Annotated in this window: 30 protein-coding genes and 1 pseudogene; 16 read left to right on the top strand and 15 right to left on the bottom strand. The window is 63.9% G+C overall.

Features of this window, described 5'->3' with window-relative positions; genetic code table 11:
- Window positions 1-317: 317 nt before the first annotated feature.
- Together FJW03_RS19355 and FJW03_RS19350 are read right to left on the bottom strand one after the other, a co-directional pair.
- Window positions 318-515: a hypothetical protein gene (locus FJW03_RS19355; RefSeq protein ID WP_140609604.1), complete on the bottom strand. Its 198-nt coding sequence runs from the start codon at window positions 513-515 to the stop codon at window positions 318-320.
- Window positions 516-639: 124 nt separating this feature from the next.
- Window positions 640-816, bottom strand: coding sequence for a DUF6894 family protein (locus FJW03_RS19350; RefSeq protein WP_226890409.1), 177 nt, complete (start codon window positions 814-816; stop codon window positions 640-642).
- A gap of 601 nt (window positions 817-1417) precedes the next feature.
- Here FJW03_RS19350 and kdpF point away from each other — a divergent pair.
- The 7 genes from kdpF to FJW03_RS19315 are packed head-to-tail and all read left to right on the top strand — an operon-like array spanning window position 1418 to window position 9592.
- Window positions 1418-1507 carry a K(+)-transporting ATPase subunit F gene (gene kdpF, locus FJW03_RS19345; protein WP_140609606.1) on the top strand — a complete coding sequence of 30 codons (90 nt, stop codon included), beginning with the start codon at window positions 1418-1420 and terminating at the stop codon, window positions 1505-1507.
- A 20-nt stretch (window positions 1508-1527) separates the two neighbouring features.
- Window positions 1528-3231: a potassium-transporting ATPase subunit KdpA gene (gene kdpA / locus FJW03_RS19340; protein ID WP_140766713.1), complete on the top strand. Its 1704-nt coding sequence runs from the start codon at window positions 1528-1530 to the stop codon at window positions 3229-3231.
- 13 nt (window positions 3232-3244) lie between these two features.
- Window positions 3245-3460: a hypothetical protein gene (locus tag FJW03_RS19335; protein WP_226890408.1), complete on the top strand. Its 216-nt coding sequence runs from the start codon at window positions 3245-3247 to the stop codon at window positions 3458-3460.
- Window positions 3457-5550: a potassium-transporting ATPase subunit KdpB gene (gene kdpB / locus FJW03_RS19330; protein ID WP_140766711.1), complete on the top strand. Its 2094-nt coding sequence runs from the start codon at window positions 3457-3459 to the stop codon at window positions 5548-5550. The genes FJW03_RS19335 and kdpB overlap by 4 nt, the downstream gene beginning before the upstream one ends.
- Window positions 5551-5561: 11 nt before the next feature.
- Window positions 5562-6125, top strand: a complete 564-nt coding sequence (gene kdpC, locus FJW03_RS19325) for a potassium-transporting ATPase subunit KdpC (RefSeq protein ID WP_140766710.1) — start codon at window positions 5562-5564, stop codon at window positions 6123-6125.
- A 57-nt stretch (window positions 6126-6182) separates the two neighbouring features.
- Complete coding sequence (locus FJW03_RS19320) at window positions 6183-8903, top strand: sensor histidine kinase (protein WP_140766709.1); 2721 nt, start codon at window positions 6183-6185, stop codon at window positions 8901-8903.
- Complete coding sequence (locus FJW03_RS19315) at window positions 8903-9592, top strand: response regulator transcription factor (RefSeq protein WP_140766708.1); 690 nt, start codon at window positions 8903-8905, stop codon at window positions 9590-9592. The genes FJW03_RS19320 and FJW03_RS19315 overlap by 1 nt, the downstream gene beginning before the upstream one ends.
- 24 nt (window positions 9593-9616) lie before the next feature.
- Here the strand turns inward: FJW03_RS19315 and FJW03_RS19310 are convergent, their stop codons facing one another.
- From FJW03_RS19310 to FJW03_RS19285, 7 genes and pseudogenes are all read right to left on the bottom strand, one after another.
- Window positions 9617-11053 carry an MFS transporter gene (locus FJW03_RS19310; RefSeq protein WP_140766726.1) on the bottom strand — a complete coding sequence of 479 codons (1437 nt, stop codon included), beginning with the start codon at window positions 11051-11053 and terminating at the stop codon, window positions 9617-9619.
- A 214-nt stretch (window positions 11054-11267) separates the two neighbouring features.
- Window positions 11268-11744, bottom strand: coding sequence for a DUF992 domain-containing protein (locus tag FJW03_RS19305; RefSeq protein ID WP_140766707.1), 477 nt, complete (start codon window positions 11742-11744; stop codon window positions 11268-11270).
- Window positions 11745-11885: 141 nt separating this feature from the next.
- On the bottom strand, window positions 11886-12212 hold the full coding sequence (locus FJW03_RS19300) for a DUF992 domain-containing protein (protein ID WP_264296529.1): 327 nt from the start codon (window positions 12210-12212) through the stop codon (window positions 11886-11888).
- A pseudogene (locus FJW03_RS30090) lies at window positions 12200-12361 on the bottom strand (DUF992 domain-containing protein); the annotation flags it as partial. The pseudogene FJW03_RS30090 and the gene FJW03_RS19300, both read right to left, overlap by 13 nt.
- Window positions 12362-12578: 217 nt before the next feature.
- Window positions 12579-13421: a tetratricopeptide repeat protein gene (locus FJW03_RS19295; protein WP_140609626.1), complete on the bottom strand. Its 843-nt coding sequence runs from the start codon at window positions 13419-13421 to the stop codon at window positions 12579-12581.
- Window positions 13422-13612: 191 nt separating this feature from the next.
- The gene (rpsU, locus tag FJW03_RS19290; protein WP_008874389.1) at window positions 13613-13876 is read right to left on the bottom strand and encodes a 30S ribosomal protein S21; all 264 of its coding nucleotides are present in this window, start codon (window positions 13874-13876) and stop codon (window positions 13613-13615) included.
- A gap of 177 nt (window positions 13877-14053) precedes the next feature.
- Window positions 14054-14440 (bottom strand): SET domain-containing protein, encoded by a 387-nt coding sequence (locus FJW03_RS19285; RefSeq protein WP_140766706.1) that lies wholly within the window; start codon window positions 14438-14440, stop codon window positions 14054-14056.
- On the opposite strand from FJW03_RS19285, the gene FJW03_RS19280 reads away from it, so the two are divergent.
- The 9 genes from FJW03_RS19280 (at window position 14439) to FJW03_RS19240 (ending at window position 22679) form a co-directional block, all read left to right on the top strand.
- Window positions 14439-14906, top strand: coding sequence for a hypothetical protein (locus FJW03_RS19280; protein ID WP_181173340.1), 468 nt, complete (start codon window positions 14439-14441; stop codon window positions 14904-14906). The genes FJW03_RS19285 and FJW03_RS19280 overlap by 2 nt on opposite strands.
- Window positions 14854-16107, top strand: coding sequence for a sarcosine oxidase subunit beta (locus FJW03_RS19275; RefSeq protein WP_140609630.1), 1254 nt, complete (start codon window positions 14854-14856; stop codon window positions 16105-16107). Before FJW03_RS19280 ends, FJW03_RS19275 begins: the two co-directional genes overlap by 53 nt.
- Window positions 16107-16529, top strand: coding sequence for a hypothetical protein (locus tag FJW03_RS19270; RefSeq protein WP_140766705.1), 423 nt, complete (start codon window positions 16107-16109; stop codon window positions 16527-16529). The genes FJW03_RS19275 and FJW03_RS19270 overlap by 1 nt, the downstream gene beginning before the upstream one ends.
- 12 nt (window positions 16530-16541) lie before the next feature.
- Window positions 16542-16853, top strand: coding sequence for a sarcosine oxidase subunit delta (locus FJW03_RS19265; RefSeq protein ID WP_023810124.1), 312 nt, complete (start codon window positions 16542-16544; stop codon window positions 16851-16853).
- A complete protein-coding gene (locus FJW03_RS19260; protein ID WP_140766704.1) occupies window positions 16850-19843 on the top strand; it encodes a sarcosine oxidase subunit alpha in 2994 nt (997 codons plus the stop codon). The genes FJW03_RS19265 and FJW03_RS19260 overlap by 4 nt, the downstream gene beginning before the upstream one ends.
- Entirely contained in the window at window positions 19836-20417 is a 582-nt protein-coding gene (locus tag FJW03_RS19255) for a sarcosine oxidase subunit gamma (protein ID WP_140609636.1), read from the top strand. Before FJW03_RS19260 ends, FJW03_RS19255 begins: the two co-directional genes overlap by 8 nt.
- 59 nt (window positions 20418-20476) lie before the next feature.
- Window positions 20477-20716, top strand: a complete 240-nt coding sequence (locus tag FJW03_RS19250) for a hypothetical protein (protein WP_140609638.1) — start codon at window positions 20477-20479, stop codon at window positions 20714-20716.
- Window positions 20717-20795: 79 nt separating this feature from the next.
- Window positions 20796-21581 carry a ThuA domain-containing protein gene (locus tag FJW03_RS19245; RefSeq protein WP_140609640.1) on the top strand — a complete coding sequence of 262 codons (786 nt, stop codon included), beginning with the start codon at window positions 20796-20798 and terminating at the stop codon, window positions 21579-21581.
- 45 nt (window positions 21582-21626) lie between these two features.
- Window positions 21627-22679 (top strand): Gfo/Idh/MocA family protein, encoded by a 1053-nt coding sequence (locus FJW03_RS19240; RefSeq protein ID WP_140766703.1) that lies wholly within the window; start codon window positions 21627-21629, stop codon window positions 22677-22679.
- A 52-nt stretch (window positions 22680-22731) separates the two neighbouring features.
- Here FJW03_RS19240 and FJW03_RS19235 read toward each other — a convergent pair whose 3' ends face one another.
- The 6 genes from FJW03_RS19235 to FJW03_RS19215 all read right to left on the bottom strand — a co-directional run bounded on the left by FJW03_RS19235 (window position 22732) and on the right by FJW03_RS19215 (window position 26392).
- Window positions 22732-22971, bottom strand: a complete 240-nt coding sequence (locus tag FJW03_RS19235) for a DUF680 domain-containing protein (RefSeq protein ID WP_140766702.1) — start codon at window positions 22969-22971, stop codon at window positions 22732-22734.
- A gap of 185 nt (window positions 22972-23156) precedes the next feature.
- A complete protein-coding gene (locus FJW03_RS19230; RefSeq protein ID WP_140766701.1) occupies window positions 23157-23801 on the bottom strand; it encodes a TetR/AcrR family transcriptional regulator in 645 nt (214 codons plus the stop codon).
- Window positions 23802-23892: 91 nt separating this feature from the next.
- Window positions 23893-24024 carry a hypothetical protein gene (locus FJW03_RS30085; RefSeq protein WP_264296480.1) on the bottom strand — a complete coding sequence of 44 codons (132 nt, stop codon included), beginning with the start codon at window positions 24022-24024 and terminating at the stop codon, window positions 23893-23895.
- Complete coding sequence (locus FJW03_RS19225) at window positions 24021-25055, bottom strand: phosphotransferase (protein ID WP_140766700.1); 1035 nt, start codon at window positions 25053-25055, stop codon at window positions 24021-24023. Before FJW03_RS19225 ends, FJW03_RS30085 begins: the two co-directional genes overlap by 4 nt.
- Window positions 25052-25537, bottom strand: coding sequence for a MaoC family dehydratase (locus FJW03_RS19220; RefSeq protein ID WP_280175382.1), 486 nt, complete (start codon window positions 25535-25537; stop codon window positions 25052-25054). Before FJW03_RS19220 ends, FJW03_RS19225 begins: the two co-directional genes overlap by 4 nt.
- Window positions 25538-25576: 39 nt before the next feature.
- Window positions 25577-26392, bottom strand: a complete 816-nt coding sequence (locus FJW03_RS19215) for an SDR family oxidoreductase (protein ID WP_140766699.1) — start codon at window positions 26390-26392, stop codon at window positions 25577-25579.
- Window positions 26393-26488: the final 96 nt, after the last annotated feature.

Here is a 26488-nt window from a genome sequence, read left to right as displayed (position 1 = left end):
GCGTTAGTGTGGTGTACTTGGGGATGTTCGAGGTCGTACTGTCACCGATCCAAATCCTGTCAGCGTCAGTCGCGTGGCTTTGAAGTAGCGAGGATGCCAGCCTTGATATTGCCGACCTTGTTGTCGAGAAGCCCGGCGTCTCTCTGGGAAACAGTGCGGCAAACCTTCGCCTGTTGGCGAAGCGCCAGACAGCCGAGAATGAGACAGCCGGGAATGCGGCGCAGCCCTGGATGATGGCGAATTTCAGAACACAATCGGCGGATCGCTCATAGCAACCGCAACATAGCCCTTCCATAAGTCGGGCACGCGTCTTGCCGTCACCCTTTCGGATGCGCGTGTCGGGGTGCCGGCCTGGGGCTCGCCGCTTCAGGTCCGTTCGCCGCTCGCGCGGCAAGGCGCAGCGCTCTCAGCCTGGCTGTCTTTTCCTCGCGGGCTGCCCGCTCTGCATCGATCAAGATCTGCGATTCACGCTTGGCGCGCTCGTCACGCTGGGTGTCGACTTTTGCACGAACCATGTGCCGCTACTCCGTCCTGGGAGGCACCGTTTTCGGAACAATCGCCGCCTCCATCATCCTCAAGCTCCATGGTGCAGCGTTGCGGGGGATGCGACGATTACAAATGATAATTGGGAAACGTTTGTCATCGGTGCTCGGGCTGAAAGCTGTCAGTCACACCACCTGGAAAAGACGACAAGCGATGCCCCGAAGATAGGCGTCCGTCCTCGTCGCGTACCTTGACGGGGATGGCCGTATGATCATTCTCGATCATCTCGTCGCGGACGATGTCGGGCAGAATGCGGATCGCTTCGCGCCGCATGCGCTTGCGGGTTTTCGAAGACCTGGCCGTCACCGTCCATCGTCAGCCCGTCGCCATTGTAGAGATCGAGATAATGTCTTGGCATGGTGCGGCTGGACCTCAGGCTGACGGGTTTATGAGATTCGACCGACAATTCGCGGGCCGGGTGGTTGTTCCATCAGCGGTGGTGTTTGCCAGCGAATAAGCGCACTCTAACGAATGTTAATGCCCGCCATCGTCCGAACACCCAGTGCTTGCCGCAAGGCGTGGTTGCGCGCCGCAACCCACCAGATCCAAATCGAAACGCCGGTTCGCTGACGGCGACGAGGCGGCAAAACCTTTATGAAATTCCTATTTCTTTCCGCCTCGCGCCGTCTCGAACCTTTATGGCGATCGGGCCCATATTCCCCTTGAGAAAAACGTCGGACGTGGCCGCCACTTGAAGTGCGGCGCACTGTTTCGACGTGGGTGCCGAGCTGGCCAGGCTAGGGCGAAGTAGAAAAGTGGAAGCAAGGAACAAGCACAATGGACGTTGTTTTTCTGGGTATAGGGATTTTGTTTTTTGCCCTGTCCTTTGCCTACGTCAAAGCCTGCGATGGAATTTGAGCTGAAGGACCGGACCATGCTTTTCGATTACATCCTGGGTGGCGGCGTGACGGTGTTCCTGCTCGCCTACCTGACCTACGCGCTCGTTCGTCCAGAACGCTTCTGAAGGCACGGAAAGCCACAGCCATGACACTGAACGGTTGGATACAGATCCTGGTCTTTTGCGGGATCATCGTTTTGCTTGTGAAGCCGCTTGGCTTCTATATGCACCGCGTCTTCAACGGTGAGCGCACGCCGCTTTCACCCATCTTCGGCCCGCTGGAGCGCGGGCTCTACCACATTTGCGGAACCAGCGAGCGAGAAGAACAACACTGGGCCGCCTATGCGGTGGCCCTGCTGCTCTTCAATCTTGCCGGCTTCCTGGTGCTCTATCTCCTGCAGCGCCTGCAAGGCAGCCTGCCCTACAACCCCGCAGGCATGAGCGCGGTGGGCCCGGCGCTTGCGTTCAACACGGCCGCCAGCTTCGTAACCAACACCAACTGGCAGAACTACGGCGGCGAAAGCACGATGTCCTATCTCGTGCAGATGGCCGGCCTGACGGTCCAGAATTTCGTTTCGGCGGCAACCGGCGTCGCGATCGCGATCGCGCTGATCCGAGGCTTCGCCCGCGCCTCCGGTAGATCGATCGGCAACTTCTGGGTCGATATGACCCGATGCATCCTCTACGTGCTCTTGCCGCTCTGTATCGTGCTGACGCTGGTTTATGTCTGGCTCGGCATGCCGCAGACGCTTGGGCCATATGTCGACGCCACCACGCTGGAGGGCGCCAAGCAGACGATCGCGCTTGGCCCGGTCGCTTCGCAGGTGGCCATCAAGATGCTTGGCACCAATGGTGGCGGTTTCTTCAACGCCAATGCGGCGCATCCGTTCGAAAATCCCGACGCGATTTCCAACCTGATCCAGATGGTGACGATCTTCGCGCTCGGCGCTGCTCTCACCAACGTCTTCGGCCGCATGGTCGGCAACCAGCGGCAGGGCTGGGCGATCCTGGCGTCGATGGGCGTTCTGTTCATCGCCGGCGTCGCCGTCTGCTACTGGGCGGAAGCCGCGGGCAATCCGCTGGTGCACGCGCTGGGCATTGACGGCGGCAATATGGAAGGCAAGGAAACCCGCTTCGGCATCGCGCTGTCGGCGTTGTTCGCGGTCATCACCACGGCCGCGTCCTGCGGCGCGGTCAATGCCATGCACGACAGTTTCACCGCGCTCGGCGGCATGGTCCCGATCATCAACATGCAGCTCGGCGAGGTCATCATCGGCGGCGTCGGTGCCGGTTTCTACGGCATCCTGATGTTCATCCTGATCGCGGTCTTCGTCGCCGGGCTGATGGTGGGACGCACGCCCGAATATCTCGGCAAGAAGATCGAGGCCAAGGAGGTCAAGATGGCGATGCTGGCGATCCTGTGCCTGCCGCTGGCGATGCTCATCTTCATCGCCGTCGCGGTGGTCCTGCCAAGTGCCGTGGCGTCCATCGCCAATGGCGGCCCGCATGGTTTCTCCGAAATGCTCTACGCCTACACGTCGGCGGCCGCCAACAACGGCTCGGCCTTCGCCGGCCTCAGCGGCAACACACCCTGGTACAACGTCACGCTCGGCATCGGCATGCTGATGGGCCGTTTTCTGGTCATCATCCCGGCGCTCGCCATCGCGGGTTCGCTGGCGGCGAAGAAAACCGTGCCGGCCTCGGCCGGCACCTTCCCCACCGACAGTCCGCTGTTCGTCGGGCTGCTGGTCGGCGTCATCGTCATCGTCGGCGGCCTGACCTTCTTCCCCGCGCTCGCCGTCGGCCCGATCGTCGAGCATCTGGCGATGATCCACGGGCAGACATTCTGAGGCGGACATGTCCATGTTCAACATCAGACGTCCGAATGGCCGGCATCAGCCCGACGGTGAAGGTGAAAGGGGCGGCAAGCCTCCTCCCTTTCCGACGATGTCGACGTTCCTCGGACTTGCCATCGTCATGATCGCCCTTTGGTTGCTGGCCTACGGGCTTCCGCATCTTCTTCAGGCGCCCGATCGGTCGGTGCCGACCAACAACAGCGAAGCTGGAGCTTCAAGATGAGACACTCAAAATCCGCGAGCATCATGGATGCACGCATCCTGTGGCCCGCCATCGGCGGCGCCTTCCGTAAGCTCGATCCACGCACGCTGGCCCGCAACCCGGTGATGTTCGTCGTCGCGGTGGTTACGGCGCTGACATCAGTGCTGTTCGTCAAGGATCTCCTCACCGGCGGTGGCGATCCGCGCTTCACCCTGCAGATCATCATTTGGCTGTGGTTCACGGTGCTCTTCGCCAATTTCGCCGAAGCCGTCGCCGAGGGGCGCGGCAAGGCGCAGGCGGATTCGCTGCGCAAGGCGCGTACCGAAACGCAGGCCAAGCTGTTGACCGGCGAGGATCGCACCAGGTTCAAGCTGGTGCCTGGCACTAGCCTGAAGGTCGGCGACGCCGTGCTGGTCGAAGCGGGCGACATCATCCCATCCGACGGCGAGGTGATCGAAGGCGTCGCCTCGGTCAACGAGGCGGCTATCACCGGAGAATCCGCGCCGGTGATCCGCGAATCCGGCGGCGACCGCTCGGCGGTCACCGGCGGCACCCAGGTGCTGTCGGATTGGATCCGCGTCCGCATCACCGCCGCCGCCGGACACACATTCCTTGACCGTATGATCTCGCTGGTCGAAGGCGCCGAACGCCAGAAGACGCCGAACGAGATCGCGCTCAACATCCTGCTCGTCGGCATGACGCTGATCTTCGTGCTGGCCACGGCGACCATCCCGAGTTTTGCGTCCTATTCCGGCGGCTATATTTCGGTCACCGTGCTTGTCGCTTTGTTCGTGACCCTGATCCCGACCACGATCGGCGCGCTGCTGTCGGCCATCGGCATCGCCGGCATGGACCGGCTGGTGCGCTTCAACGTGCTGGCCATGTCGGGCCGCGCCGTGGAGGCCGCCGGCGACGTCGACACGCTGTTGCTCGACAAGACCGGCACCATCACGCTCGGCAACCGCCAGGCGACCGAGTTCTGTCCGGTCAAGGGCGTCACCGAGCAGGAACTGGCCGACGCGGCGCAGCTTGCCTCGCTCGCCGACGAAACGCCGGAGGGCCGCTCGATCGTCGTGCTGGCCAAGGAGAAATACGCCATCCGTGCCCGCGACATGGCCACGCTGCACGCGACCTTCGTGCCGTTCACCGCGCAGACCCGCATGAGCGGTGTCGACATTGACGGCTCCTCGGTGCGCAAGGGCGCGGTCGATTCCGTGCTCGCCCATGTCAACCGGTCGAACGCGGGCGGCCACGCGACGCGCCCGAACAGCGACACGATCAGGGATCTGCAGGCGATGGCCGACGAGGTCGCCAAGTCCGGGGGCACGCCGCTGGCGGTCGAGCGGGACGGGCGCCTGCTCGGCATCGTCCACCTCAAGGACATCGTCAAGGGGGGCATCCGCGAGCGCTTCGCCGAGCTGCGCAAGATGGGCATCCGCACGGTGATGATCACCGGCGACAACCCCATGACGGCGGCGGCCATCGCGGCGGAAGCCGGCGTCGACGATTTTCTTGCCCAGGCAACCCCGGAGGACAAGCTGAAGCTGATCCGCGACGAGCAGGCCAGGGGCAAGCTGGTCGCCATGTGCGGGGACGGCACCAATGATGCGCCGGCGCTAGCCCAGGCTGATGTCGGCGTCGCCATGAACACCGGCACGGTCGCCGCTCGCGAGGCCGGCAACATGGTCGATCTCGACAGCGACCCGACCAAGCTGATCGAGATCGTCGAGATCGGCAAGGCGCTGCTGATGACGCGCGGCTCGCTGACCACTTTCTCCATCGCCAACGATGTGGCCAAATACTTCGCCATCATCCCGGCCATGTTCGCCGTCTTCTACGTCGCGCCCGGCCAGACCACCGGCCCGCTGCAAGCGCTCAACATCATGCATCTGGCGACACCGCAGAGCGCCATCCTGTCGGCCATCATCTTCAACGCGCTGATCATCATAGCGCTGATCCCGCTGTCGCTGCGCGGCGTCAAATACAGGGCGATCGGCGCCGGTGCGCTGCTCAGCCGCAACCTCCTCGTCTACGGCCTTGGCGGCATCATAGTGCCGTTCGTCGGCATCAAGGTGATCGACATGGCCGTCACGGCCCTCGGCCTCGCATAAGGATCATTCCGATGGTCAAGCAAATCAGACCCGCGATCGTCATGGTCGTTTTCTTCACCGTGCTGACCGGCCTGGTCTATCCGCTGGGCATGACCGGCATCGCGCAGGCGCTGTTCCCGAAGCAGGCCAATGGCAGCCTGATCGAGAAGGACGGCAAGGTGATCGGCTCCGAACTGATCGGCCAGGCCTTCGCCGGCGATAGGTATTTCCATGGCAGGCTTTCGGCCGCCGGCAACGGCTATGACGCCAGCGCCTCCGGCGGTTCCAATCTCGGCCCGACCAATCCCAAGCTGATCGAGCGCATCAAGGGCGATGCCGGGAAGCTGAAGGCAGAGAATCCGAACGCGCCGGTGCCGATGGATCTCGTCACGACGTCCGGCAGCGGCCTCGACCCGCAGATCAGCCCGGAGGCCGCCTATTTCCAGGTTCCCCGCGTGGCCAAGGCCAGGGGCATCGACGAAGCCAGGGTCAAGGCGCTCGTCGACGGCCGGGTCGAGAGCCGGGAACTCGGTTTCATGGGAGAGCCTGTGGTCAACGTGCTGGCGCTCAACATGGCGCTGGACGCCGCGAAATAGTTGATGGCAGGCGCCGGGGATCGACAGCATCCCCGGCGCCATACATGATCGGTTCCGATGCCGGAAGACAGCAGCAGCGAAAACAGACCTTCTCCCGACGCGCTGCTCGAGCATGCCGAGCGGGAAGGGCGCGGCCGTCTGCGGATATTCCTTGGCGCGGCGCCCGGTGTCGGCAAGACCTACGAGATGCTGATGTCGGGCCGTGCCAGGCTGGCCGACGGCATCGACGTGGTGATCGGCGTCATCGAGACGCATGGCCGTCGGGAAACCCAGGCCCTGGTCGAGGGTTATGAAGTCATTCCCCGCCGCAAGGTCGACTACAAGGGACGCATTCTCGACGAGATGGATATCGACGCCATCCTTGCCCGGCGCCCGGCGCTGGTCCTCGTCGACGAGCTCGCCCATACCAACGCGCCCGGCAGCCGCCATCCCAAGCGCTACCTCGACGTCCAGGAAATCCTGGCGCGAGACATCGATGTCTACACGACGCTCAACATCCAGCATGTCGAAAGCCTGAACGACGTCGTCGCCCAGATCACGCGGGTCAGGGTTCGCGAGACGGTTCCCGATTCCATCATCGACCAGGCCGACGACGTCGAAATCATCGATCTGACCCCCGATGACCTGATCAAGCGGCTGCAGGAAGGCAAGGTCTATTTCCCCAACACCGCGCAACGCGCCATCGAGAACTATTTCTCGCCGGGCAATCTGACGGCGCTGCGGGAGCTGGCGCTGCGCCGCACGGCCCAGCGCGTCGACGAGCAATTGCTCAACCACATGCAGGCGCACGCCATTTCGGGGCCGTGGGCTGCCGGGGAACGGGTTCTCGTCTGCGTCGACGCGCGTCCGGGCGGTGCTGCCCGCATCCGCTATGCCCGCAGGCTGGCCGACCGGCTTCGCGCGCCATGGACGGCGCTTCATGTGGATACGCCTCGCTCGGCCGGCATGTCCGAGAAAGACAAGGACCGCCTCGCCACGCTACTGCGCCTTGCCGAGCAGCTCGGCGCCGAGGTGACGACCATTCCCGGCCAGAACGTCGCGCAGGATATCGTCCGCCACGCGACGGCGAACAACTTCACCCATATCGTGGTCGGCAGGCCGACCCGGTCGCGCTGGCGCGAACTGATCGAGGGATCGCTCACCTATGACCTGATCCGCAACGCCGGCGACATCAGCGTCCATGTCATTTCCGGGACCGAGCGGGATACCGACGAAAGTTCGAGAAGCGTCAAGGCGGCCGACGAGCAATGGCAATTCCAGGTCTGGCCCTATCTCAAGGCCACGGCTTTTGTCGCCGGCTCGCTCGCGTTGGCCGCCGTGCTCGACCAGTTTCTCGACGTTCGCAACCTCGCCATCATCTTCCTCATCGGCGTGCTGGCGTCCGCCGTCGCCGGCGGTCTCTGGCCGGCTCTGTATGCCTGTCTCGTCAGCGCCATTGCCTTCAACTATTTCTTCCTGGAGCCGCGCTACACGCTGACGATCCGGGATCCGGAGAGCATTGTGGCGCTCGGCGTGTTCCTGGTCGTCGCCGTCATCGCCAGCGACCTGACGGCACGCGTGCAGCGCCAGGCGGTCGCTGCCCGCTCGCGGGCGCGGGCCACGGAAGACATCTATCTGTTCTCCAAGAAGCTCGCCGGCGCCGGTACGCTCGACGACGTTCTCTGGGCCACCGCCTTCCAGATCGCCTCGATGCTGAAGCTGCGCGTGGTGCTGCTTCTGCCCGAAGACGGCACCATAACCGTCAAGGCCGGTTATCCGCCCGACGACACGCTGGCGGAGGCCGACATCGCCGCCGCCCGCTGGGCCTGGGAGCACAACCGTGCCGCCGGGCGCGGCGCCGACACGCTGCCCGGCGCCAAACGCCTCTATCTTCCCTTGCGCACGGGGCGCACCGCGCTCGGTGTCGTCGGCCTCGACAATGACAAGCAGGGCCCGCTGCTGACGCCCGAGCAACAGCGCCTGCTTGACGCACTGGCCGACCAGGCTGCGGTGGCGATCGAGCGTGTCCAGCTGGTCGCCGATGTCGACCGGGCCAAGCTCGCCGCCGAAGCCGACCGCCTGCGCTCGGCCCTGCTGACCTCGATTTCGCATGATCTGAAAACGCCGCTCTCGGCCATCATGGGAGCGGCCGGCACGCTCAAGGAATTCGCGCCTGCGCTTCCCGAGCAGGACAGGGCGGAGCTTCTGTCGACGGTGGTCGACGAATCGGAACGGCTGAACCGCTTCATCGCCAATCTGCTCGACATGACCAAGATCGAATCCGGTGCGATGGAGCCGAACTGTGCCCTCCACTATGTCGGCGATATCGTCGGCACGGCGCTCGACCGCGCCCGCAAGATCACCGGCGAACACAAGATCGAGGTCGATATCTCGCCCGACCTGCCGATGCTGAGGCTCGATCCGGTGCTTTTCGAACAGGTCCTGTTCAATCTTCTCGACAATGCGTCGAAATATTCGCCACCCGGCTCGACGATCGGTGTGCAGGGATGGACCGACAATGGATCCGTCGTCGTGCGGATCATGGATGAGGGGCCGGGCATTCCGGCGCAGGATCTGGAACGCGTGTTCGACACCTTCTATCGGGTGCGCAAGGGCGATCAGGTGCGCGCCGGCACCGGGCTCGGCCTGTCGATCTGCCGCGGCTTTGTCGAAGCGATGGGCGGCACGATCTCGGCCGCCAATCGCAGCGAGCGTCCCGGTGCTGCTTTCACCATCAGGATGCCGGTGCCGGCCGATATCGGCAATCGTGGTGACGGGCCCAGCGTGGGTCAGCTTTGATGACGAATTCGAATGTCAGGATACTGGTAGTCGATGACGAGCCGCCGATCCGCAAGCTGCTCCGGGTCGGCCTCGCCAGCCAGGGCTATGCGGTCAGCGAGGCGCCGAACGCCAAGGTGGCGATCGAACTGATGGAACAGGAAAGGCCCGACCTGGTGTTGCTCGATCTCGGCCTGCCGGGCATGGGCGGCCATGAACTCTTGCGCAAATGGCGTGACGAAGGCGTGGACGTTCCCGTCGTCATCCTCTCCAGCCGCACCGACGAGGCGGGCATCGTCAACGCGCTCGAACTCGGCGCCGATGACTACGTCACCAAGCCGTTCGGCATGAACGAACTGGTGGCGCGCATCCGCGTGGCGTTGCGGCACAAGTTCCAACAACAGGGCGAGAAGCCGGTTTTCCAGAGCGGCGACCTCTCGGTCGACCTGGTCAAGCGCATCGTCAAGGTCGAGGGCAGGGAGATAAAGCTCTCGCCGAAGGAATACGACATCCTTCGCATCCTGGTGCAGCATGCCGGCAAGGTGCTGACCCACCACTTCATCCTCAAGCAGATCTGGGGAGATTCCACCGACGTGCAGTATCTCAGGGTCTATGTCCGGCAGCTCAGGCAGAAGATCGAGAAGACCCCCGACCAGCCGCGCTACATCACCACCGAGACCGGTGTCGGCTACCGCCTGCGTGTCGAATGAGACGGCGCTTCGATTGAACCCGCGTCAGCCGATGGCTCCCAGCGGCGGGTTCGCGGCCGCCGACGTCCGCATGGCGGCGAGACAGCCGAGCAGCCCAAGCGGCACGAAAGCAAGAAATAGCCAGCTCGCGACATTGGCCGCCGCGTCGTGGTTCAGTCCTTGCGAAAAATCACTGGCGTTGGCGACGATGCCGGCAAGGGCCGCACCCACGGCATAGCCGATGCGCTGCATGGTCGGCACCGCGGCCGAGGCGATGGTCTGCTCGTCGTCCGGGGCGGAGGCGACGATGACGCGGGTCAGGAATGGCCAGGCCACGCCGAAGCCGCCGCCTTGCAAAAGGGCGCAGACCAGGATCAGCGGGATCGAGCCCAGCGGTATCGTGTAGGCAAAGCCAGCTATGCCCGCGGCGATCATCAATGCGCCACAGACGATGATCAGCCGCTCACGCCGCGGCGGGGCGTTGGCGACGAGGATCGACAGGATCGACCAGGCGATCGATTCGGCGGCGATGATGTAGCCGGTGGTGAGCAGCGGAATGTCGTGCAGGCTGGTCAGCAGCAGCGGTCCGTAGACGCCGAAGGAGCAGGTTGCGACCGAAAAGGCGGCGACCATGGTCATGCCGGCGCCAACCGGCGTGCGCCACGAGAACAGCCGCGCCGGGAAAAGCCGGGAGCGCGGCTTCAGCCCGTCGATGTAGAAGAACAGCGCGAGACCCGCCAGGCCAAGCACGATCAGCAGCGAGGAGCGCAGCGGGGCGATATCGACGCCGGCCGAGGCGATCAGCACCACGGCGATGGCAAGGCAGCCGAGCGCCGCGAACGGAAAGGGCGGGGCCTTGCCGGCGCTTGTCGCTGGTTTCTTCGCCTCCGGCGTGTCGAGCACGAGGAAGCTCGCCAGCGCCATGGCGGTGCCGCCCAAGGTGAAGACGCCGAAGGCCCAGCGCCACGACAGGAGCTCGGTCATGATCGCGCCGAGCAGCGGGCCGCTGAACGCCGCGACGCCCCAGATCGCCGACATGATGCCGAAAAGCTGCGGCCAGATGGCGCGCGAAAACAGCCGCTCGACCGAGACGAAGGCCAGCGACACCAGCGCGCCGCCACCCAGCCCCTCGATCAGGCGGCCGGCAAGGAACAATTGCATGGACGGCGAGGTGGCGCAGATCAGCGCCCCGGCGGCGTAGAGCAGCGCCGCGACCACCATGGTGGTGCGCAGCGCTACATAGCTCACCAGCCGTCCGGCGGCAGCACCGGCGACGATGGCGCCAAGCTCGTAGATTGCCAGGGACCAGCCGACGAGCTGCACGCCGGCCAGTTCCCCGACCATGGCCGGCATGACGGTCGCCACCATCGTTTCATTGGTGGCGTGAAGCAGGATGCCGAGACTGATGAAGCAGAAGCGCGCCAGGTCGCCGCTCGCCCACAAGGCGCGCCAGTCGACCCTATTTGTGCTGATTTCAGCCATCTTCACCCCCGCCTCTGCATATCTCGACGCCGGCGCGTGGCACCAGAAGCCAGCAAGGCTTTCCGGCAGGACCATGCGCATCGGGATGGTGCGCCGCACCAGGCGTCGTTTGCCTGGGCGGGCTTGTAGAACCTCAACCGCGCTTGAGCTCAAGCGGTTTTTTGAGAGTGCGTTACGCGGCCGTCTCCCGCGATTGGCCGCGTTCGCGAAGCAATCAGTTCTCTGTGCTGCGCAGCTGGAACTGGCTGACGCCGATGGCGAGATTCATGCCGGTCTGGGTCTGCAGGCTGAGCGGTTGGAGGGTGAAGGCCTGCGAGGAGCCGCCGATCAAAAGATTGGCGCCGACGGCCGCCGTCACCTCGGCGCTAGCGCCGACATAGTCGCCCGCCAGCGCGCCGGGCGCGTAGATGTTCTTCAGCGGCGTCAGCACCAGCCATTGCATCACCGCCTGCTTCGTCGTGCCGATGTCGAGGCCGTATTTGTTGACGACGCCGAAATAGGCTTCCGGCGCGAAGGTCTTGTCGGTCGGGGTGAAGGTGCAGCTCAGATCCTTGCTCGAGCCGAAAATGAAGCCGGTGCCGCCTGATATGGCGCATTCAAGCGTGCCGAGCTCTATTCCGCCGTCCTCTGCTTGCGCCGCGCCGGCAAGCACGGTTGCGATCACGGCAGCGGCAATGGCTGTCTTCGGCACGGCGGTCCCCCAGTCGAACGGCGCGGAACCATCCTATCTGGTTCCGCGCCGCGGGGTGAGGGATCGTGGAGCCTGCAGCCGTCCTAACGCAATTCGGTAGGGATACCCGTTTCACACTTCTCCTGGAGTTGCTCCATCCACTCACTTGAGCGAATGGATCAACTCAAGCGAGGTCACCGCCACGGCAAGATTGATGCCGGTCTGCGCCTGGACGCTGAGTGGCTCCAGCATGAAGGCGCTGTCCAAGCCGCCGACCAGCAGGTTGGCGCCGCCGCCGGTGACGACGCTCGCCTCGGCGTTCACGCCATAATAGCTGCCAGCAAGGTCGCCCGCGTCGCGTTCGCGGGTCGCGGCAAGAACCGCCCAGACGAGCTGGCCCTGATGCGTCTGGCCCCGTCGACGCCGAGCTTGGAGATGACGCCGGTGTAGATCTCCGACGGCCCGTGATGGTGGGGACGGAAAACGCAGGACACACCCTTGTTGGACGTCACGATGTAGCCGGTGCCGCCATCAATGGTGCAGTCGAGCGTGCCGAGTTGCAGCTTTCCGGCACTGGCCGGAGCGGCAGCAAACACGGTCGTGGCGAGTGCCGCGGCGCAGACGAGTCTCTTGATCATGGGGGAGGGTCCTTTCGCAAAATGCTTCGAAATAACGGCTTGGGTGACCAGTCCGTTCCGCCGAAAACTTGGCGCGAACAAGGCAAGGGCTAACGGCTTGTTGCGGGGGTTAACAGCTTGTTGCGGGGGTTAACGCGCGGTTGCCGGATTGGCGGCGATCCGCGCCGGCGCGTGTCCTTTCGGACATGCAAACCGACCCACAATGCTTAGCCGGCTATCAGCTGACGCGAGCGAGGCCGTCCTTGGCCGGCTGGTAGCTGGGGTTGAGGCGCACGGCTTCGTGATAGGATTTCGCCGCCTTCGCCTTGTCGCCGCGCTTCTCATAGATCAGCGCCTGGTTGGCCCAGGCCTCGGCATTCTGGCCGTCGAGCTTGATGGCCATGTTGAAATCGGAGAAGGCATTGTCCTCGTCGCCCGTCGCCAGGTAGGAGAGGCCGCGCCCGTTGTAAGGCTCCGCGGCATCAGGGGCCAGCGAGATGGCGGTCGAGAAATCCTCGATGGCGAATTTGTGCTGGCCCTGGCTCTGGTAGATCAGGCCGCGATTGTGATACGCGCGGGCGTCCGTGGTGTCGAGCTGGATCGCCTTCTGGAAATCGTTAAAGGCATCCTGGGTGCGGCCCGCCTTGCGATAGAGATTGCCGCGGCCGATATAGGCGGCATCATAATTGCCGTTGATCTGGATCGAGCGGTTGTAGTCGGCAAGCGCTGCTTCCTGATTGCCGAGGAAGCGCTGGATGAGCGCGCGGTTCGAATAGGCCTGGTAGAAATTCGGATTGAGCTGGATAGCCTGGTTGAAGTCCTTGAGCGCCGCCTGGTACTGGCCGCCCCGGCCATAGGCCGAGCCTCGCACATTGTAGCCTTCGGGATCCTGGGGATTGCGCTGGATGACCGCCGACAGCGAGGAGATGTTCTCGCTCGACCCCTGCGCCTTGTCGATGTTGTTGAACTCGCCGGCCGGGCCCGACGTCTGGCAGGCGGCAAGCACCAGTCCGGAAAGCAGGGCCGCTGTCAGGGCGAAACCACGCAATGCGGTCCCCCGCTCCACGCTTGTTGCGTTCATGTCTGCCCTGTCCTCACTTGCCGCGTCGTTCAGGTCCGGATCCCCCCTCCGGGCCGGTCACAATGTCATAAAGCGTCAGAGCGTATCCCTGTGCGTCCAGGCGGGCGCACATGCTCTAAACAAAAAGGTGGCGGCGATTCCGCATCGCGCCACCTTGGTATCCTTCGAAAAGGACGAAATATTGGCGATAATCAGCGCGGCGGACGCGCTGCACCGGCAGCACCGGCAGCCACCGGACGCGGCGTCATCGGCAGCAGGCCTTCGCGCTGTGCGCGCTTGCGGGCCAGCTTGCGGGCGCGGCGCACGGCTTCAGCCTTTTCGCGGGCGCGCTTCTCAGAAGGCTTCTCGTAGTGACCGCGCATCTTCATTTCGCGGAAAATGCCTTCGCGCTGCATCTTCTTCTTCAGCGCGCGAAGCGCCTGATCAACGTTATTGTCGCGGACGAGTACCTGCACGGGCAATCCTGTCTTTCGGGTTTGATATCAATAGGCAGGCGGCCATAGCCACTAGCCTCCGCAGCGGTCGACACCACGAATTGTGGCGGCTGATAGCAGAATCAGACCGCGCTGTCCACAGCCGAAATGAAGGACGGCGGCCTAATCGCCACGAATGGACAAGAGATAGGGGGCCGACTACGCCGTGGCCAGATGCAGCCGTTCAAAATCCTCGAAGAACTCGCCATAATCACAGGTGATCTCTTCGCCAATTGCAATGTCGCGGGTGGCGGTCGCGCCGCCATATTGCGAAAAGTCGGTGTTCGGCGTCGCCGAATGGTTCATGAAGCGGCCATTGTCGACCTCATAGACCATGAAACCCGGCCGATCGGGGCTCGGATAGGCGTAGCGGTCGAGCAATTCCTTCAAAGGAGCTGGCGCCGCCTCGTACTTGTCCATCGGGATCAGCCGGTCGAAATCGGGATCGAGGCGCCAGATCGAGGCGCCTTTCCGGATCGGCTCGGCGGCGAACATGCCGACGCCCTCGATTGCGCTCGCGGCGACGTAGGTTCGGATCAGCATCATGGTTCCAGGACCTTTTTCGGCAAGAAGACCCGTTTCGACAGGAAACGAGATCGTCAAATCGCGCCAAAAAAGCAAGCCCGGCGGACTGGTAAAAGTGACGGACGGCCTCATCGCCTTGAAGCCCTTTTACGTCCGGCTGATCGAGATCGCCGTCGGCAAACTGCGCGATGCCCGTGGTGAAGCTCGAGGCATCGGATGGCCTGGCGGCAGTCGGGATTGGACGGGCCACCCGAAACCGGCCAATGTGCCGATGCCTGGCGGGCGTCTTTTTCGCCACGGCGCAAAACGGCAAGCGCCGTCGCAAACAGCGCAAGGGTGGCAGCGCTGTTTCGCTAGTGATACACCTCGCGCGCCGGGGCCGAGTGAACGCCTCGCGCCATTTTGCGAGACCTTTTCGGCGAGAGGCTGGGACGTTGAAAAAATATTCGGTATTCGCCATCGCCCGCGAGGCCATGCGCGGCCATAAGGGCTGGGAGGAGCAATGGTCCTCGCCCGAGCCCAAGAAGGAATACGACGTCATCATCGTCGGTGCCGGCGGCCATGGCCTGGCCACCGCCTATTATCTTGCCACGGTGCACGGCATCACCAATGTCGCTGTGCTGGAAAAGGGCTGGCTGGGCGGCGGCAACACCGGCCGCAACACCACCATCATCCGTTCCAATTATCTCTATGACGAGAGCGCCGGCATCTACGACCACGCGCTGAAGCTGTGGGATGGACTGAGCCAGGAACTCAACTACAACGTCATGTATTCGGCGCGCGGCGTCATGATGCTCGCTCACAATGTGCACGACATCCAGGTGCTGAAGCGCCATGTCCACGCCAACCGGCTGAACGGCATCGACAATGAATGGCTGACACCGGAGCAGGCCAAGGAATTCTGCCCGCCGCTCAATACCTCGAAAGATGCGCGCTACCCGGTGGTGGGTGCGGCGCTGCAGCGCCGTGGCGGCACCGCGCGTCATGATGCCGTCGCCTGGGGCTATGCGCGGGGCGCTTCGGCGCGCGGCGTCCACATCATCCAGAATTGCGAGGTCACCGGGGTCAAGCGGGCGCCTAACGGCGCGGTCACCGGCGTCGAGACGACACGCGGCTTCATCGGCGCCAAGAAGGTCGGCGTCGTCGCCGCCGGACACTCCTCCGTGATCATGAACATGGCCGGCGTGCGTATGCCGCTGGAGAGCTACCCGCTGCAGGCGCTGGTGTCGGAGCCGATCAAGCCGGTGGTGCCCTGCGTGGTGATGTCGAACACCGTGCATGCCTACATCTCGCAGTCCGACAAGGGCGAACTGGTGATCGGCGCCGGCACCGACCAGTATGTCTCCTATTCGCAGACCGGCGGGCTTCACATATTGCAGCATACGCTCGACGCCATCTGCGAGATGTTCCCGATCTTCACGCGCATGAAGATGCTGCGCTCGTGGGGCGGCATCGTCGACGTGACGCCCGACCGTTCGCCGATCCTGGCCAAGACGCCGGTGCCCGGCCTGTATGTCAATTGCGGATGGGGCACGGGCGGCTTCAAGGCGACACCGGGCTCGGGCCATGTCTTCGCCCACACCATCGCCAAGGACGATCCGCATCCGATCAACGCGCCCTTCACCATCGAACGCTTCCGCACCGGCCGTCTTATCGACGAGGCGGCAGCGGCGGCGGTGGCGCACTGATGATGGCCGAAATGGCTGTCGCGATGCCGCTGATGCTGGCGGGCGAACAGGGCATGTTCCATTTTCCGACGCCGGAGGAAGTGCGGCTGCAGCCGATCAGCCGCGCCGGCAACGAGACCGCATGGCCGTTTTCGATCGACGAGGGAATGCTCGCCTGTGTGTGGAGCGCCGGCCAGAAAGTCGTGATGTTCTTTGAAGGCCGGCCGGAAGGCCTGGACGAGGACGAGAATTTGAAACCGCGCGGCGTCATCGTCACCACGGACCCGATGCAAGTGACACTCGGCAACATGGCCAATCGCGACCGGTTTCGTGCCTCGGCTAGCGTCGAGGAGCGGCTGCGGCTCGTCGCTCCCTTCATGATAATGGGCCAGAAGCTTTGTGACCAACCCGCCGGCGCCCGCGTCGGCCATGGCGAATTGTAGGATCAACGAAAAATGCTTCTCATCCGCTGCCCCTATTGCGAGGAAGAGCGCCCGGAACTCGAGTTCCGCAACGCCGGCGAGGCGCATATAGCGCGTTCGGCCAACATGGCCGGCGAGAGCGACGACGATTTCGAGAAGTTCTTCTTCATCCGCTCGAACCCCAAGGGCATCATCTACGAGCGCTGGCGGCACATGCATGGCTGCGCCCGCTTCTTCAATGCCGTGCGTGACACCGTGACCGACAAGTTCGTCATGACCTACAAGGCCGGCGAGCCGAAACCCACCAAGCTGCCCAAAAACTCCAACGAAGTGGTTGCCAAATGAGCGGCGCATTCCGCATTCCGAGCGCCGGTCGCCTCAGCCAGGCCAAGACCGCGCGGTTCAGCTTCGACGGCCGGTCCTATAGCGGCATCGAGGGCGACACGCTGGCCTCGGCACTGCTTGCCAATGGCGTGCATCTGGTCGGTCGCTCGTTCAAATACCACCGGCCGCGCGGCGTGCTGTCCGCCGGCGCGGAAGAGCCCAACGCGTTGGTGCAGATCGTACGCGACGACGCGCGCAAGACGCCCAATGTGCGCGCGACCGTGCAGGAGCTCTATGACGGGCTCGCCGCCAACTCGCAGAACCGCTGGCCGTCGCTCGCCTTCGATGTCGGCGCGGTCAACGACTTGGCGTCACCGATGTTTTCGGCCGGCTTCTACTACAAGACCTTCATGTGGCCGAAGGCGGCCTGGAAGAGCCTCTACGAACCCAAGATCCGCGAAGCCGCCGGCCTTGGCGTTTCTCCGAACAAGCCTGATCCCGATCATTATTCCTCGCGCTATGCTCATTGCGACGTGCTGGTGCTGGGCGGCGGTGCCGCCGGCATCGCGGCGGCACTTGCGGCGGCCGAGACCGGCGTACGCGTCATCCTGGCCGACGAGCAGGCCGAGTTTGGCGGCAGCCTGCGTTTCGAGAGTGGAGCGAAGATCGATGGCCAGGACGGTTTTGCCTGGGCGCAAGCGGCCATCGCCAGGCTGAGCGCGATGGACAATGTCCGCGTGCTGCCGCGCACCACGGCGTTCGGTTACTACGCGCAGAATTTCGTCGCCCTGGTCGAGCGCGTCAGCGATCATTTGAAAGCCCCTGGCCATGATCTGCCACGCGAACGGCTCTGGCAGGTCCGCGCCAAGCGCGTCGTGCTGGCCTCCGGCGCCATCGAGCGCCATATGGTGTTCGCCAACAATGACCGGCCGGGCATCATGCTGGCGGGCGCGGCGCGCACCTTCCTCAACCACTATGGCGTGGCCGTCGGCAGGAATGTCGGCGTCTATACGGCCAATGACTCGGCTTACGCGGCGGCGATCGACCTGAAGAAGGCCGGCGTCAATGTCGCGGCGATCGTCGACCTGCGCGACAATCCGACCGGTCCGGTGATCGACGAGGCAAGGGCGCTCGGCATCGAGATCAATTTCGGCCGCGCGGTGATCCGCGCCGGCGGCAAACTGCGCGTGGCGTCGATGACGGTGCAGCCAAAGAATGGCGGCGGCGAGCGCACCATTCCCGTCGATGCAATCCTGATGTCGGCCGGCTGGACGCCGTCGGTGCATTTGTTCTCGCAGTCGCGCGGCAAGGTCGCCTTCAACGACGAGACCCAGCGCTTCGTGCCGGGCACCTATGCGCAGGACTGCGTCTCGGTCGGCGCTTGCAACGGCACCGACGGCTTGTCGGCCACGGTGGACGAGGCCTATGCGGCGGGCGCCAAGGCGGCCAAGGATGCCGGCGCCAAAACCGCCAAGGGCACGAAGCCGAAGGTCGATGCCTCGGAGAACTGGTCGCGCGGCATGCTGGGTGCCGCGCCGGGGGCCGGGCCGGAGACGACGGTGAAGGCCTTCGTCGATTTCCAGAACGACGTTACCGCCAAGGACATCCGCCAGGCGGTGCATGAAGGCATGCGCTCGATCGAGCACGTCAAGCGCTTCACCACCAACGGCATGGCGACCGACCAGGGCAAGACCTCCAACATGCATGGACTGGCGATCGCGGCGGAAACGCTGGGCAAGCCGATCCCGGAGGTCGGCCTGACCACGTTCCGCGCGCCTTACACGCCTGTCACCTTCGGCGCGATCGTCAGCCATGCGCGCGGGCCGCTGTTCGATCCGACGCGCAAGACGGCGATCCATCCGTGGGCAGAGGCACATGGTGCCGTGTTCGAGGATGTCGGCCAGTGGAAGCGCGCCTGGTATTTCCCCAAGGCCGGCGAAGACATGCATGCCGCGGTCGACCGCGAATGCGTCGCCGTCCGTAACCAGGCAGGCCTGTTCGACGCCTCGACACTGGGCAAGATCGAAGTGGTCGGGCCGGATGCCGCCAAGTTCATGGAACTGCTCTACACCAACCCGTGGGAGAAGCTGGAGCCCGGCCGTTGCCGCTATGGCATCATGCTGCGCGAGGACGGCTTCATCTATGATGACGGCGTCGTCGGCAGGCTGGCGCCGGACCGTTTCCACGTGACGACGACGACTGGTGGCGCACCGCGCGTCATGAACCATATGGAGGACTATCTCCAGACCGAATTCCCGCATTTGAATGTCTGGCTGACCTCGATCACCGAGCAATGGGCGGTCATCGCCGTGCAGGGGCCGAGCGCGCGGAAGATTATCGAACCCTTGGTCGAAGGCATAGACATGTCCGACGAGGCGCTGCCGCATATGTCGGTGCGCGAAGGCAAGATCTGCGGCGTGCCGACCAGACTGTTCCGCATGTCGTTCACCGGCGAGCGCGGCTTCGAAGTCAACGTGCCGGCCGATTACGGCCAGGCCGTATGGGCGGCGCTGTGGGCCGAAGGCCAGAAGCATGGCGCCACCGCCTACGGAACCGAGGCCATGCACGTGCTGCGCGCCGAGAAGGGCTACATCATCGTCGGCCAGGACACGGATGGCACGGTGACGCCGAACGACGCCGGTCTCGACTGGGCGGTCGGCAAAAGGAAGACCGACTTTGTCGGCATCAGGGGCATGATGCGGCCGGACCTGGTCGCCAAGGGCCGCAAGCAACTGGTTGGCCTCAAGACCAAGGATCCCAAGGTGGTTCTGGAAGAGGGCGCGCAGATCGTCGAGGATCCCAAACAGGCGATCCCGATGAAGATGATCGGCCATGTCACCTCGAGCTACTGGTCGCAGAATTGCGGCCGTTCCATAGCGTTGGCGCTGGTCGCCGGCGGCCGTGACCGGATGGGCGACACGCTTTACGTGCCGATGCCGAACGGGGTGATCGAAGTGGAGGTTACCGGCATGGTGTTCTTCGACGAGACGGGAGGGCGCCTCAATGGCTAAGGCTGCTGCAAAGACCACCGCGACGGCTTCGCCTTCGGCCGAGCGGCGTCCGGCATTGGCCGGGCGCAGCGTCTCCGCGACAGGTGTCAAGGTCGAGGTCCTGCCGCCGGCGGAACGCATCTCGCTGCGCGCGCCGGAGGCTTCCGTCGCTGCCCTGTCAAAGGCGCTCGGCGTGACCTTGCCGAAGAAGCCGAAGACTTCAACGTCGAAAGCCGGGCGCACGGCGCTTTGGCTTGGGCCGGACGAATGGCTTGTCATTGACGAGGCCGGCAAAGACCCGCTCGCCGATTGCGCAGGGGTTTCCGCCTTGCATTCGTCGGTCGGCATCTCGCATCGCAACATTGCCATAGCCGTCACCGGTCCGGCGGCCGAAGCCGCGATCAATTCGGGCTGCCCGCAGGATCTGTCGCTCGACGCATTTCCGGTGGGCGCAGCCTCGCGCACCATTCTCGGCAAGGCAGAGATCGTGCTGTTGCGTACGGCCGACGACGCCTTCCGGGTCGAATGCTGGCGTTCCTTCTCGGACTATGTCTTTACTTTTCTGTCCGAGGGAGCCCGCGACGCCGCCGGCTGACCCCGGAACGTTTGCCGCCAGCATTCGTTGTGCGGCGACAGGTCGAGGGAGAAATACCGATGCCGTCGAAGTCCGCGCCGAAATCGCCCAGGAAAACCACAGCGAAAACGGCGGCGGTTCGCTCGCTTGAGCAGGAGCGGCATCACGAGGCCAACGCCGAAGAGGAACTCGAGGAGGGTCTCGAGGACACGTTCCCGGCCAGCGATCCGGTGTCCATCACCGGGTCGGCCATTCCGGGCGGGCCGGCGAAACCCGGCAAGGCCAAGACCGTCCCCGGACGCAAGGCTCGCCAGCCCTGATTTTGAGAAATTTTGGTTGAGAGGCATCTTCCCAGCACCTCAGTGGATGCGATATTCAAAGCGCTTTGGAGAGGGAAAGATGACGATAAGAGCCATTGTCTGGGGTGAGAACGTCCATGAGCAGACCAATGCCACCGTGCGCGGCCTCTATCCCCTTGGCATGCATGGCACCATCGCGGCCGCGCTCAACCAGGACAAGGGCATCGAGGCGACCGCTGCCACCTTGCAGGAACCGGAGCATGGCCTGAGCGAAAAGCGCCTTGCCGCCACCGACGTGCTTCTATGGTGGGGGCATGCAGCGCATGGCGAGGTCAAGGATGAGGTCGTCGAGCGCGTGCAGAAGCGGGTCTGGGAAGGCATGGGGCTGATCGTGCTCCATTCCGGCCACTACTCGAAGATATTCAAGCGGCTGATGGGCACGCCCTGCTCGCTGAAATGGCGCGAGGCGGGCGAGCGCGAGCGCGTCTGGGCGATCAACCGCGGTCACCCGATCGCGCAAGGCATCGGCGAATGCCTGGAGATCGGCGAGACCGAAATGTATGGCGAGCCGTTCGCGGTGCCGGAGCCGCTCGAGACAGTGTTCATCTCCTGGTATGAGGGCGGCGAGGTGTTCCGGTCGGGGCTGACCTATCAGCGCGGCGCCGGCCGCATCTTTTATTTCTCGCCCGGCCACGAGACCTATCCGATCTATCACAATGAGGGCGTGCAGCAGGTGCTGCGCAACGCCGTGCACTGGGCGCACAACCCGGCACCGGCATGGGCCGGCATCACTGATGCGCCCAACGTGCCGGCCGACAAGGCCAAGGAGAAGATTGTCCAAAAGGGCCTACGCCTGCATGCCGACGGCGACAAGGGCATGAGCTGATCGGGGCTGAGTTGCCTGGGGTGAGTTGATGAGGGGCTTGGGCCGATGACACACAGGCTGCTTCTGCTTGGCACCGGCGGCATTGCCGGGCATCACGTCGAGGAATTTGCCGCGATTCCCGGCTGCACGATCGTCGCTTGTGTCGATCAGGTGCCGGGCCGCGCGGCGGCGTTTGCCGCCGCCAACAGGATCGGCGATTTCTTCGAGAGCCTGGAGGCGGCGATCGCCTGGGGGCAGTTCGATGCTGCCATCAATGCGACGCCGGACGGCGTGCACAAGGCAACGACGCTGGCCCTGCTGGCTACGGAAAAGCACATTTTCTGCGAAAAGCCTCTGGCGCCGAACCACGCCGATGCGCTGGCGATGACGGAAGCGGCCGAGGCGGCCGGGGTCGTTAACATGGTCAACCTGACCTATCGCAACTCGCCCGCGATCCAGGAAGCGCGGCGCATGGTGCAGGCCGGCGAGATCGGCGATTTGCGCCATGTCGAGGCGAGCTACAAGCAGAGTTGGCTGGTCAGCAAATCCTGGGGCGACTGGCGGGTCGAGGACAAATGGCTGTGGCGCCTGTCGAGCCGGCATGGTTCGACAGGCGTGCTGGGCGATGTCGGTATCCACATACTGGACTTCGCCACCTACGGCGCGGCGGAGGATATCGTCAGTCTCCATGCCGATCTGGTGACGTTTCCCAAGGCCGACGGCGACCGGATCGGCGACTACGTGCTGGATGCCAATGACAGCGTGGCGATGACGGCGCGGCTGAAGTCGGGCGCGCTCGCCACGATCGTGGCGAGCCGCTACATGACCGGCAACACCAATGAGCTGTCGCTGGCCATGCACGGCACCAAGGGAGCCATCAAGGTCGAGACCGATGGCAAGGTATCAAGCCTGTCAGCTTGCCTCGGCAAGGATGTCGACCAGCAACGCTGGCGGACGCTGACGCCGCCGGATGTCAAGCGCAACGCCCGGCGCTTTGCCGAAGCGCTGAACACCGGCCTCAACGGCGATCCGTCCTTCCGGCGCGCCGCCGACATGCAGAAGCTGATCGACGCGGCCTTTGAGAGTTCTGCTGCCAGGCGACCGCTGACGATCGCCTGATACGGTCCTTCGGAGAGCCAGTTCCGGCCCTAAGGGCTCCGAGGGCCGTGGATCAGAAGTTCGGCACGATCCACGGATTGATGTCGATGCCGAGCCGCGGGCTCTTGCCTTCGGTCGAGCTGGTGGTCGTTTTTTCGATCGATCCCGTCGCGCTGCAGTCAAGCTTCGCATGGGTCTTGGTGTCGACGCAGGTTACGGCAGGCGCCTGCTTGACCGGCTGGGCGGCGCTGGCGGCGAAGGCCGAGCCCGAAAGTGCCAGCCCGGCGGCTAGGGTGAGGAGGGTCTTTTTCATTGTCAGTCTCCGTTTTCGACGGGCGAATTCTGTTCGTACATGTACGATATACCGTACAAATACGCCCGTCGATCCGGAAGTTCAAGCCAAAATCGTACGCGTACGATAAATTATTGTTAACCCAAAAATTGCCCCCGGTTCGGCCGGGATGACGGGAAGAGATCCGGGAATGAAAGAAGCGACTATCAGCAGTTGACCGGCGTCTCGGTCAGCGGTGGCACGTCTTGCGTGCTCAGCGTGGCAAGGGTGAAATCGCACATCCGTTTCACGAAAGCCTGCGGGTCGCCGAAGGGGTAGAAGGGAAAGGTGATCAGCAGCGAGATCGTGCCGTGGCCGACAGCCCACAGCATGGTGGCGATGGCGCGCGGATCGCCCTGCAATTTCCCGGCGGCGACACAGGCTTCGACCCTTTTGATGAGCACTTTCATCGCTGGGTTGCCTTCCTCCATGTCTTCATAGCTCCTGCCTTCCGGCAGTTTGGTCTTTTCGGTCATGAAGACGGTGCGGTATTCGTTGGGATTGCCGAGCCCGAACGCGGCATACTCGGTCATCACAGCCTGCAAGGCCTCGATCGGATCGTCGGACGGGTGCTCCTCGATGCGTCGGGCAAGCGTCTCGAACGCATCTTCGGCCAGCGCGAACAGGATGTCCTGCTTGTCGGCGAAATAGGAATAGACCGACATCGGCGCATAGCCGACCCGCTTGGCCAGCTTGCGGATGGTCAGGCCTTCATAGCCTTCTTCCTGCACAAGCTTGTGCGCGGCCTCGACGAGCTCGGAGCGCAGTTCGGCCTTTTGTTTCGCGCGGCGTTTCTGGACGCTCAGCGGCAAGTCTGGTGCCTCTTTTGGTTGGTGTACGTGGCTAATTATATACGCTGTACGGAAACGAACAAGGGCATCGACTGTTCCCAAGCGGTAGGTATCAGATGGCGCCGACGCCGCCATCGACGGCCAGTGCGTGCCCGGTCATGAAGGAGCCTTTCGCGGCACCGCGGCCGAGACCTCCGGCGGCATCTGTGATCAGCACCGTTGCTCCCTCAAAGCTGTCCGTCATGCCTTGTCCTCAATCAGTCTGGCGGCGAGATGCGAAAGCAGCTTCACCGCCTCGCCGTAGGTTTTGGCCTTTTCAGGATTGGAGGCGTTGCCGTCGAGCGCCCGCTTGTAGACGCCCTGACAGATCGCGGCCAGCCTGAAGAAGGAGAAGGCGAGGAAGAAGGTCCAGTTGCCGATGCCGGAGAGCCCGCGCCGGCGACAGTAGGCCGCGACATAGTCCTCTTCCGAGGGCAGCCCGAGGGCGGCGCGGTCGATACCGCCCAAGCCGCGAAAGCCGGAGGCGTGCGGCAGGCGCCATTGCATGCACTGATAGGCGATGTCGGCGAAGGGGTGGCCCAATGTCGAGAGTTCCCAGTCAAGCACCGCCAGCATCTTTGGCCGGTCCGGCGCGAAGATCAGATTGTCCAGCCGATAGTCGCCATGCACCAGCGATATCAGGCCATCATCGGCGGGCATATGCGTTTCCAGCCAGGCGATCAGCTGGTTCATGTCGGCGATGGTGCCGGTTTCCGAGGCACGGTACTGGCTGGTCCAGCGTGCCAGCTGGCGCTCGAAATAATTGCCCGGCCGGCCGAAATCGGACAGGCCCACGGCCTCGACGTCGACATCGTGCAGGGCCGCGAGCGTGGCGTTCATGGCATCGTAAATCGCGGCGCGCTCGTCATTGTCGCGCGCCTCCGGCAGTGCCGGATCCCAGAAGATGCGGCCGTCGAGGAAATCCATGACGTGGAACATGCGGCCGATCGGCGACTCCTCGGCCGACAGATGCAGCATTTTCGGCACCGGCACGGCGGTGCCGGAAAGCGCTTTCATCACGCGGAATTCGCGGTCGACCTGATGCGCCGATTTCAGCAACCGCCCCGGTGGCTTGGCGCGCAGCACATAGCGGCCGCTGGCCGCCGTCATCAGATAGGTCGGGTTGGACTGGCCGGATTTGAATTTCTCGATCGTAGCGAGCCCGGAAAAGCCCGGTATTGCCGCCTCGAGGTAAGGCGCGAGCGCTGCCTGGTCGAGCGCGATGGCGTCGTTCATGCGGTCTCAGGCTGGCGTTCGATCAGGGTCAGCGTCAGCCAGCGGGCGGTCAGCGCCGGTTTCTTCGATCCCTCGATCTCGATGGTCACATCGTGCGCTGTCTGCACCCAGCCCGACGGCCGGACCTTGACGTCGGCGAGCACGAAATGGGTGCGGATGCGGGCGCCGGTCTTGACCGGTGCCAGGAAGCGCAGCGAATCGAAGCCGTGATTGACGCCCATCTTGCCATTTTCCAGCGGCGGCATGGTCTCGAAGGTCATAGCCGACAACAGCGACAGCGACAGGAAGCCATGCGCGATGGTGCCGCCGAACGGCGTCTCGCGCTTGGCCCGCTCCGGATCGCAATGGATGAACTGATGGTCGTCCGTGGCGTCGGCGAACTGGTCTATCATGCGTTGCGTGACCACACGCCACGGTGAGACGCCGACTTCCTTGCCGACACTGGCCAGAAGCACATCGAGACTGATCGGTTCCACGCTCATGTCCTCCAGTTCACCTCCGGCTTCTGCGGCCGGAACATGTCATTCCTTGAACAGGGTCAATCCATGCTGCACCGACTGCCCGCCGTCGATCGGCAGGATGGCGCCGGTGACATAGCTGCCCGCACGGCTGCACAAATAGAGCGTTGCGCCGGCAATGTCATCTGGCGCGCCGATGCGGCCGATCGGAACATGGCTGCCGACATGCCGGGCCTGTTCCTCAGTAGCCGTTGCAAACGCCGTCATGCGGCTCTGGAAAGGCCCCGGCGCGAAGGCGTTGACGGTGATGCGGCGGGCGGCGAACTCAAGCGCCAACGTGCGTGTCAGATGATGAACGGCGGCCTTGGAGGCGGCGTAGGAATAGGCATCGTCGGCCAAGGGCTGCGTGCCCATCACCGAACCCAGATTGATCACCCGGGCCGGATCGTCGTCGCTGGCCGCCGCTTCGAGCAGCGGCAGCAATTCGCGCGTCAGATGGAAGACAGCGGTAACGTTGACGCCAAGCACCTTGGCCCAGGCCGAGTAGGGAAAACTCTCCAGCGGCGCGCCCCAGGAAACGCCGGCATTGTTGACGAGGATATCGAGCCTGTCGGTCCGCGCCTTGACCTCGGCGATGAGCGCAGCGATGCCGGCTTCGCTGGAAACGTCGCCGGCAAAGCCCTCGGCGCGGCCAGAAGCGCCGAGCGCGTTCAACTCGCCGGCGACCTTGATGCAATCCTCGCCCTTGCGCGACGCGATCATCACGCTGGCTCCCGCCCTGACCAGCGCGGTCGCCGCCATGCGGCCAATGCCGGTCGCTGCTCCCGTCACCAGCGCGGTCTTGCCGGCTACCGAAAACAGCTCGTCGAGATAGCTCATCACAATCCTCCGCGCTCGGCATGCGGGCAAACGGTTCGCGTTGACAAGGCTATCCGAAGTGCGGTCATCCTTGCCACTGACAAAATGCCCGGCTTG

Origin of the sequence: Mesorhizobium sp. B4-1-4 (assembly GCF_006439395.2) — a bacterium.
Classification (GTDB): domain Bacteria; phylum Pseudomonadota; class Alphaproteobacteria; order Rhizobiales; family Rhizobiaceae; genus Mesorhizobium.
The sequence above is the reverse complement of the archived record's forward strand: the minus strand, read 5'-3'. Positions and strand labels throughout refer to the sequence as shown.

What these genes read in the sequence shown, in the direction of transcription:
- FJW03_RS19260 (WP_140766704.1), top strand. Translation starts at nt 16,850, where the DNA reads ATGAGCGGCGCATTCCGCATTCCGAGCGCCGGTCGCCTCAGCCAGGCC.
- FJW03_RS19265 (WP_023810124.1), top strand. Translation starts at nt 16,542, where the DNA reads ATGCTTCTCATCCGCTGCCCCTATTGCGAGGAAGAGCGCCCGGAACTC.
- kdpF (WP_140609606.1), top strand. Translation starts at nt 1,418, where the DNA reads ATGCTTTTCGATTACATCCTGGGTGGCGGCGTGACGGTGTTCCTGCTC.
- FJW03_RS30085 (WP_264296480.1), bottom strand. Translation starts at nt 24,024, where the DNA reads ATGACGGACAGCTTTGAGGGAGCAACGGTGCTGATCACAGATGCCGCC.
- FJW03_RS19215 (WP_140766699.1), bottom strand. Translation starts at nt 26,392, where the DNA reads ATGAGCTATCTCGACGAGCTGTTTTCGGTAGCCGGCAAGACCGCGCTG.
- kdpA (WP_140766713.1), top strand. Translation starts at nt 1,528, where the DNA reads ATGACACTGAACGGTTGGATACAGATCCTGGTCTTTTGCGGGATCATC.
- FJW03_RS19310 (WP_140766726.1), bottom strand. Translation starts at nt 11,053, where the DNA reads ATGGCTGAAATCAGCACAAATAGGGTCGACTGGCGCGCCTTGTGGGCG.
- kdpB (WP_140766711.1), top strand. Translation starts at nt 3,457, where the DNA reads ATGAGACACTCAAAATCCGCGAGCATCATGGATGCACGCATCCTGTGG.
- FJW03_RS19320 (WP_140766709.1), top strand. Translation starts at nt 6,183, where the DNA reads ATGCCGGAAGACAGCAGCAGCGAAAACAGACCTTCTCCCGACGCGCTG.
- FJW03_RS19285 (WP_140766706.1), bottom strand. Translation starts at nt 14,440, where the DNA reads ATGATGCTGATCCGAACCTACGTCGCCGCGAGCGCAATCGAGGGCGTC.
- FJW03_RS19250 (WP_140609638.1), top strand. Translation starts at nt 20,477, where the DNA reads ATGCCGTCGAAGTCCGCGCCGAAATCGCCCAGGAAAACCACAGCGAAA.
- FJW03_RS19255 (WP_140609636.1), top strand. Translation starts at nt 19,836, where the DNA reads ATGGCTAAGGCTGCTGCAAAGACCACCGCGACGGCTTCGCCTTCGGCC.
- FJW03_RS19270 (WP_140766705.1), top strand. Translation starts at nt 16,107, where the DNA reads ATGATGGCCGAAATGGCTGTCGCGATGCCGCTGATGCTGGCGGGCGAA.
- FJW03_RS19315 (WP_140766708.1), top strand. Translation starts at nt 8,903, where the DNA reads ATGACGAATTCGAATGTCAGGATACTGGTAGTCGATGACGAGCCGCCG.
- FJW03_RS19245 (WP_140609640.1), top strand. Translation starts at nt 20,796, where the DNA reads ATGACGATAAGAGCCATTGTCTGGGGTGAGAACGTCCATGAGCAGACC.
- FJW03_RS19295 (WP_140609626.1), bottom strand. Translation starts at nt 13,421, where the DNA reads ATGAACGCAACAAGCGTGGAGCGGGGGACCGCATTGCGTGGTTTCGCC.
- FJW03_RS19280 (WP_181173340.1), top strand. Translation starts at nt 14,439, where the DNA reads ATGGTTCCAGGACCTTTTTCGGCAAGAAGACCCGTTTCGACAGGAAAC.
- FJW03_RS19235 (WP_140766702.1), bottom strand. Translation starts at nt 22,971, where the DNA reads ATGAAAAAGACCCTCCTCACCCTAGCCGCCGGGCTGGCACTTTCGGGC.
- FJW03_RS19240 (WP_140766703.1), top strand. Translation starts at nt 21,627, where the DNA reads ATGACACACAGGCTGCTTCTGCTTGGCACCGGCGGCATTGCCGGGCAT.
- FJW03_RS19355 (WP_140609604.1), bottom strand. Translation starts at nt 515, where the DNA reads ATGGTTCGTGCAAAAGTCGACACCCAGCGTGACGAGCGCGCCAAGCGT.
- FJW03_RS19335 (WP_226890408.1), top strand. Translation starts at nt 3,245, where the DNA reads ATGTTCAACATCAGACGTCCGAATGGCCGGCATCAGCCCGACGGTGAA.
- kdpC (WP_140766710.1), top strand. Translation starts at nt 5,562, where the DNA reads ATGGTCAAGCAAATCAGACCCGCGATCGTCATGGTCGTTTTCTTCACC.
- FJW03_RS19225 (WP_140766700.1), bottom strand. Translation starts at nt 25,055, where the DNA reads ATGAACGACGCCATCGCGCTCGACCAGGCAGCGCTCGCGCCTTACCTC.
- FJW03_RS19220 (WP_280175382.1), bottom strand. Translation starts at nt 25,537, where the DNA reads ATGAGCGTGGAACCGATCAGTCTCGATGTGCTTCTGGCCAGTGTCGGC.
- FJW03_RS19350 (WP_226890409.1), bottom strand. Translation starts at nt 816, where the DNA reads ATGCGGCGCGAAGCGATCCGCATTCTGCCCGACATCGTCCGCGACGAG.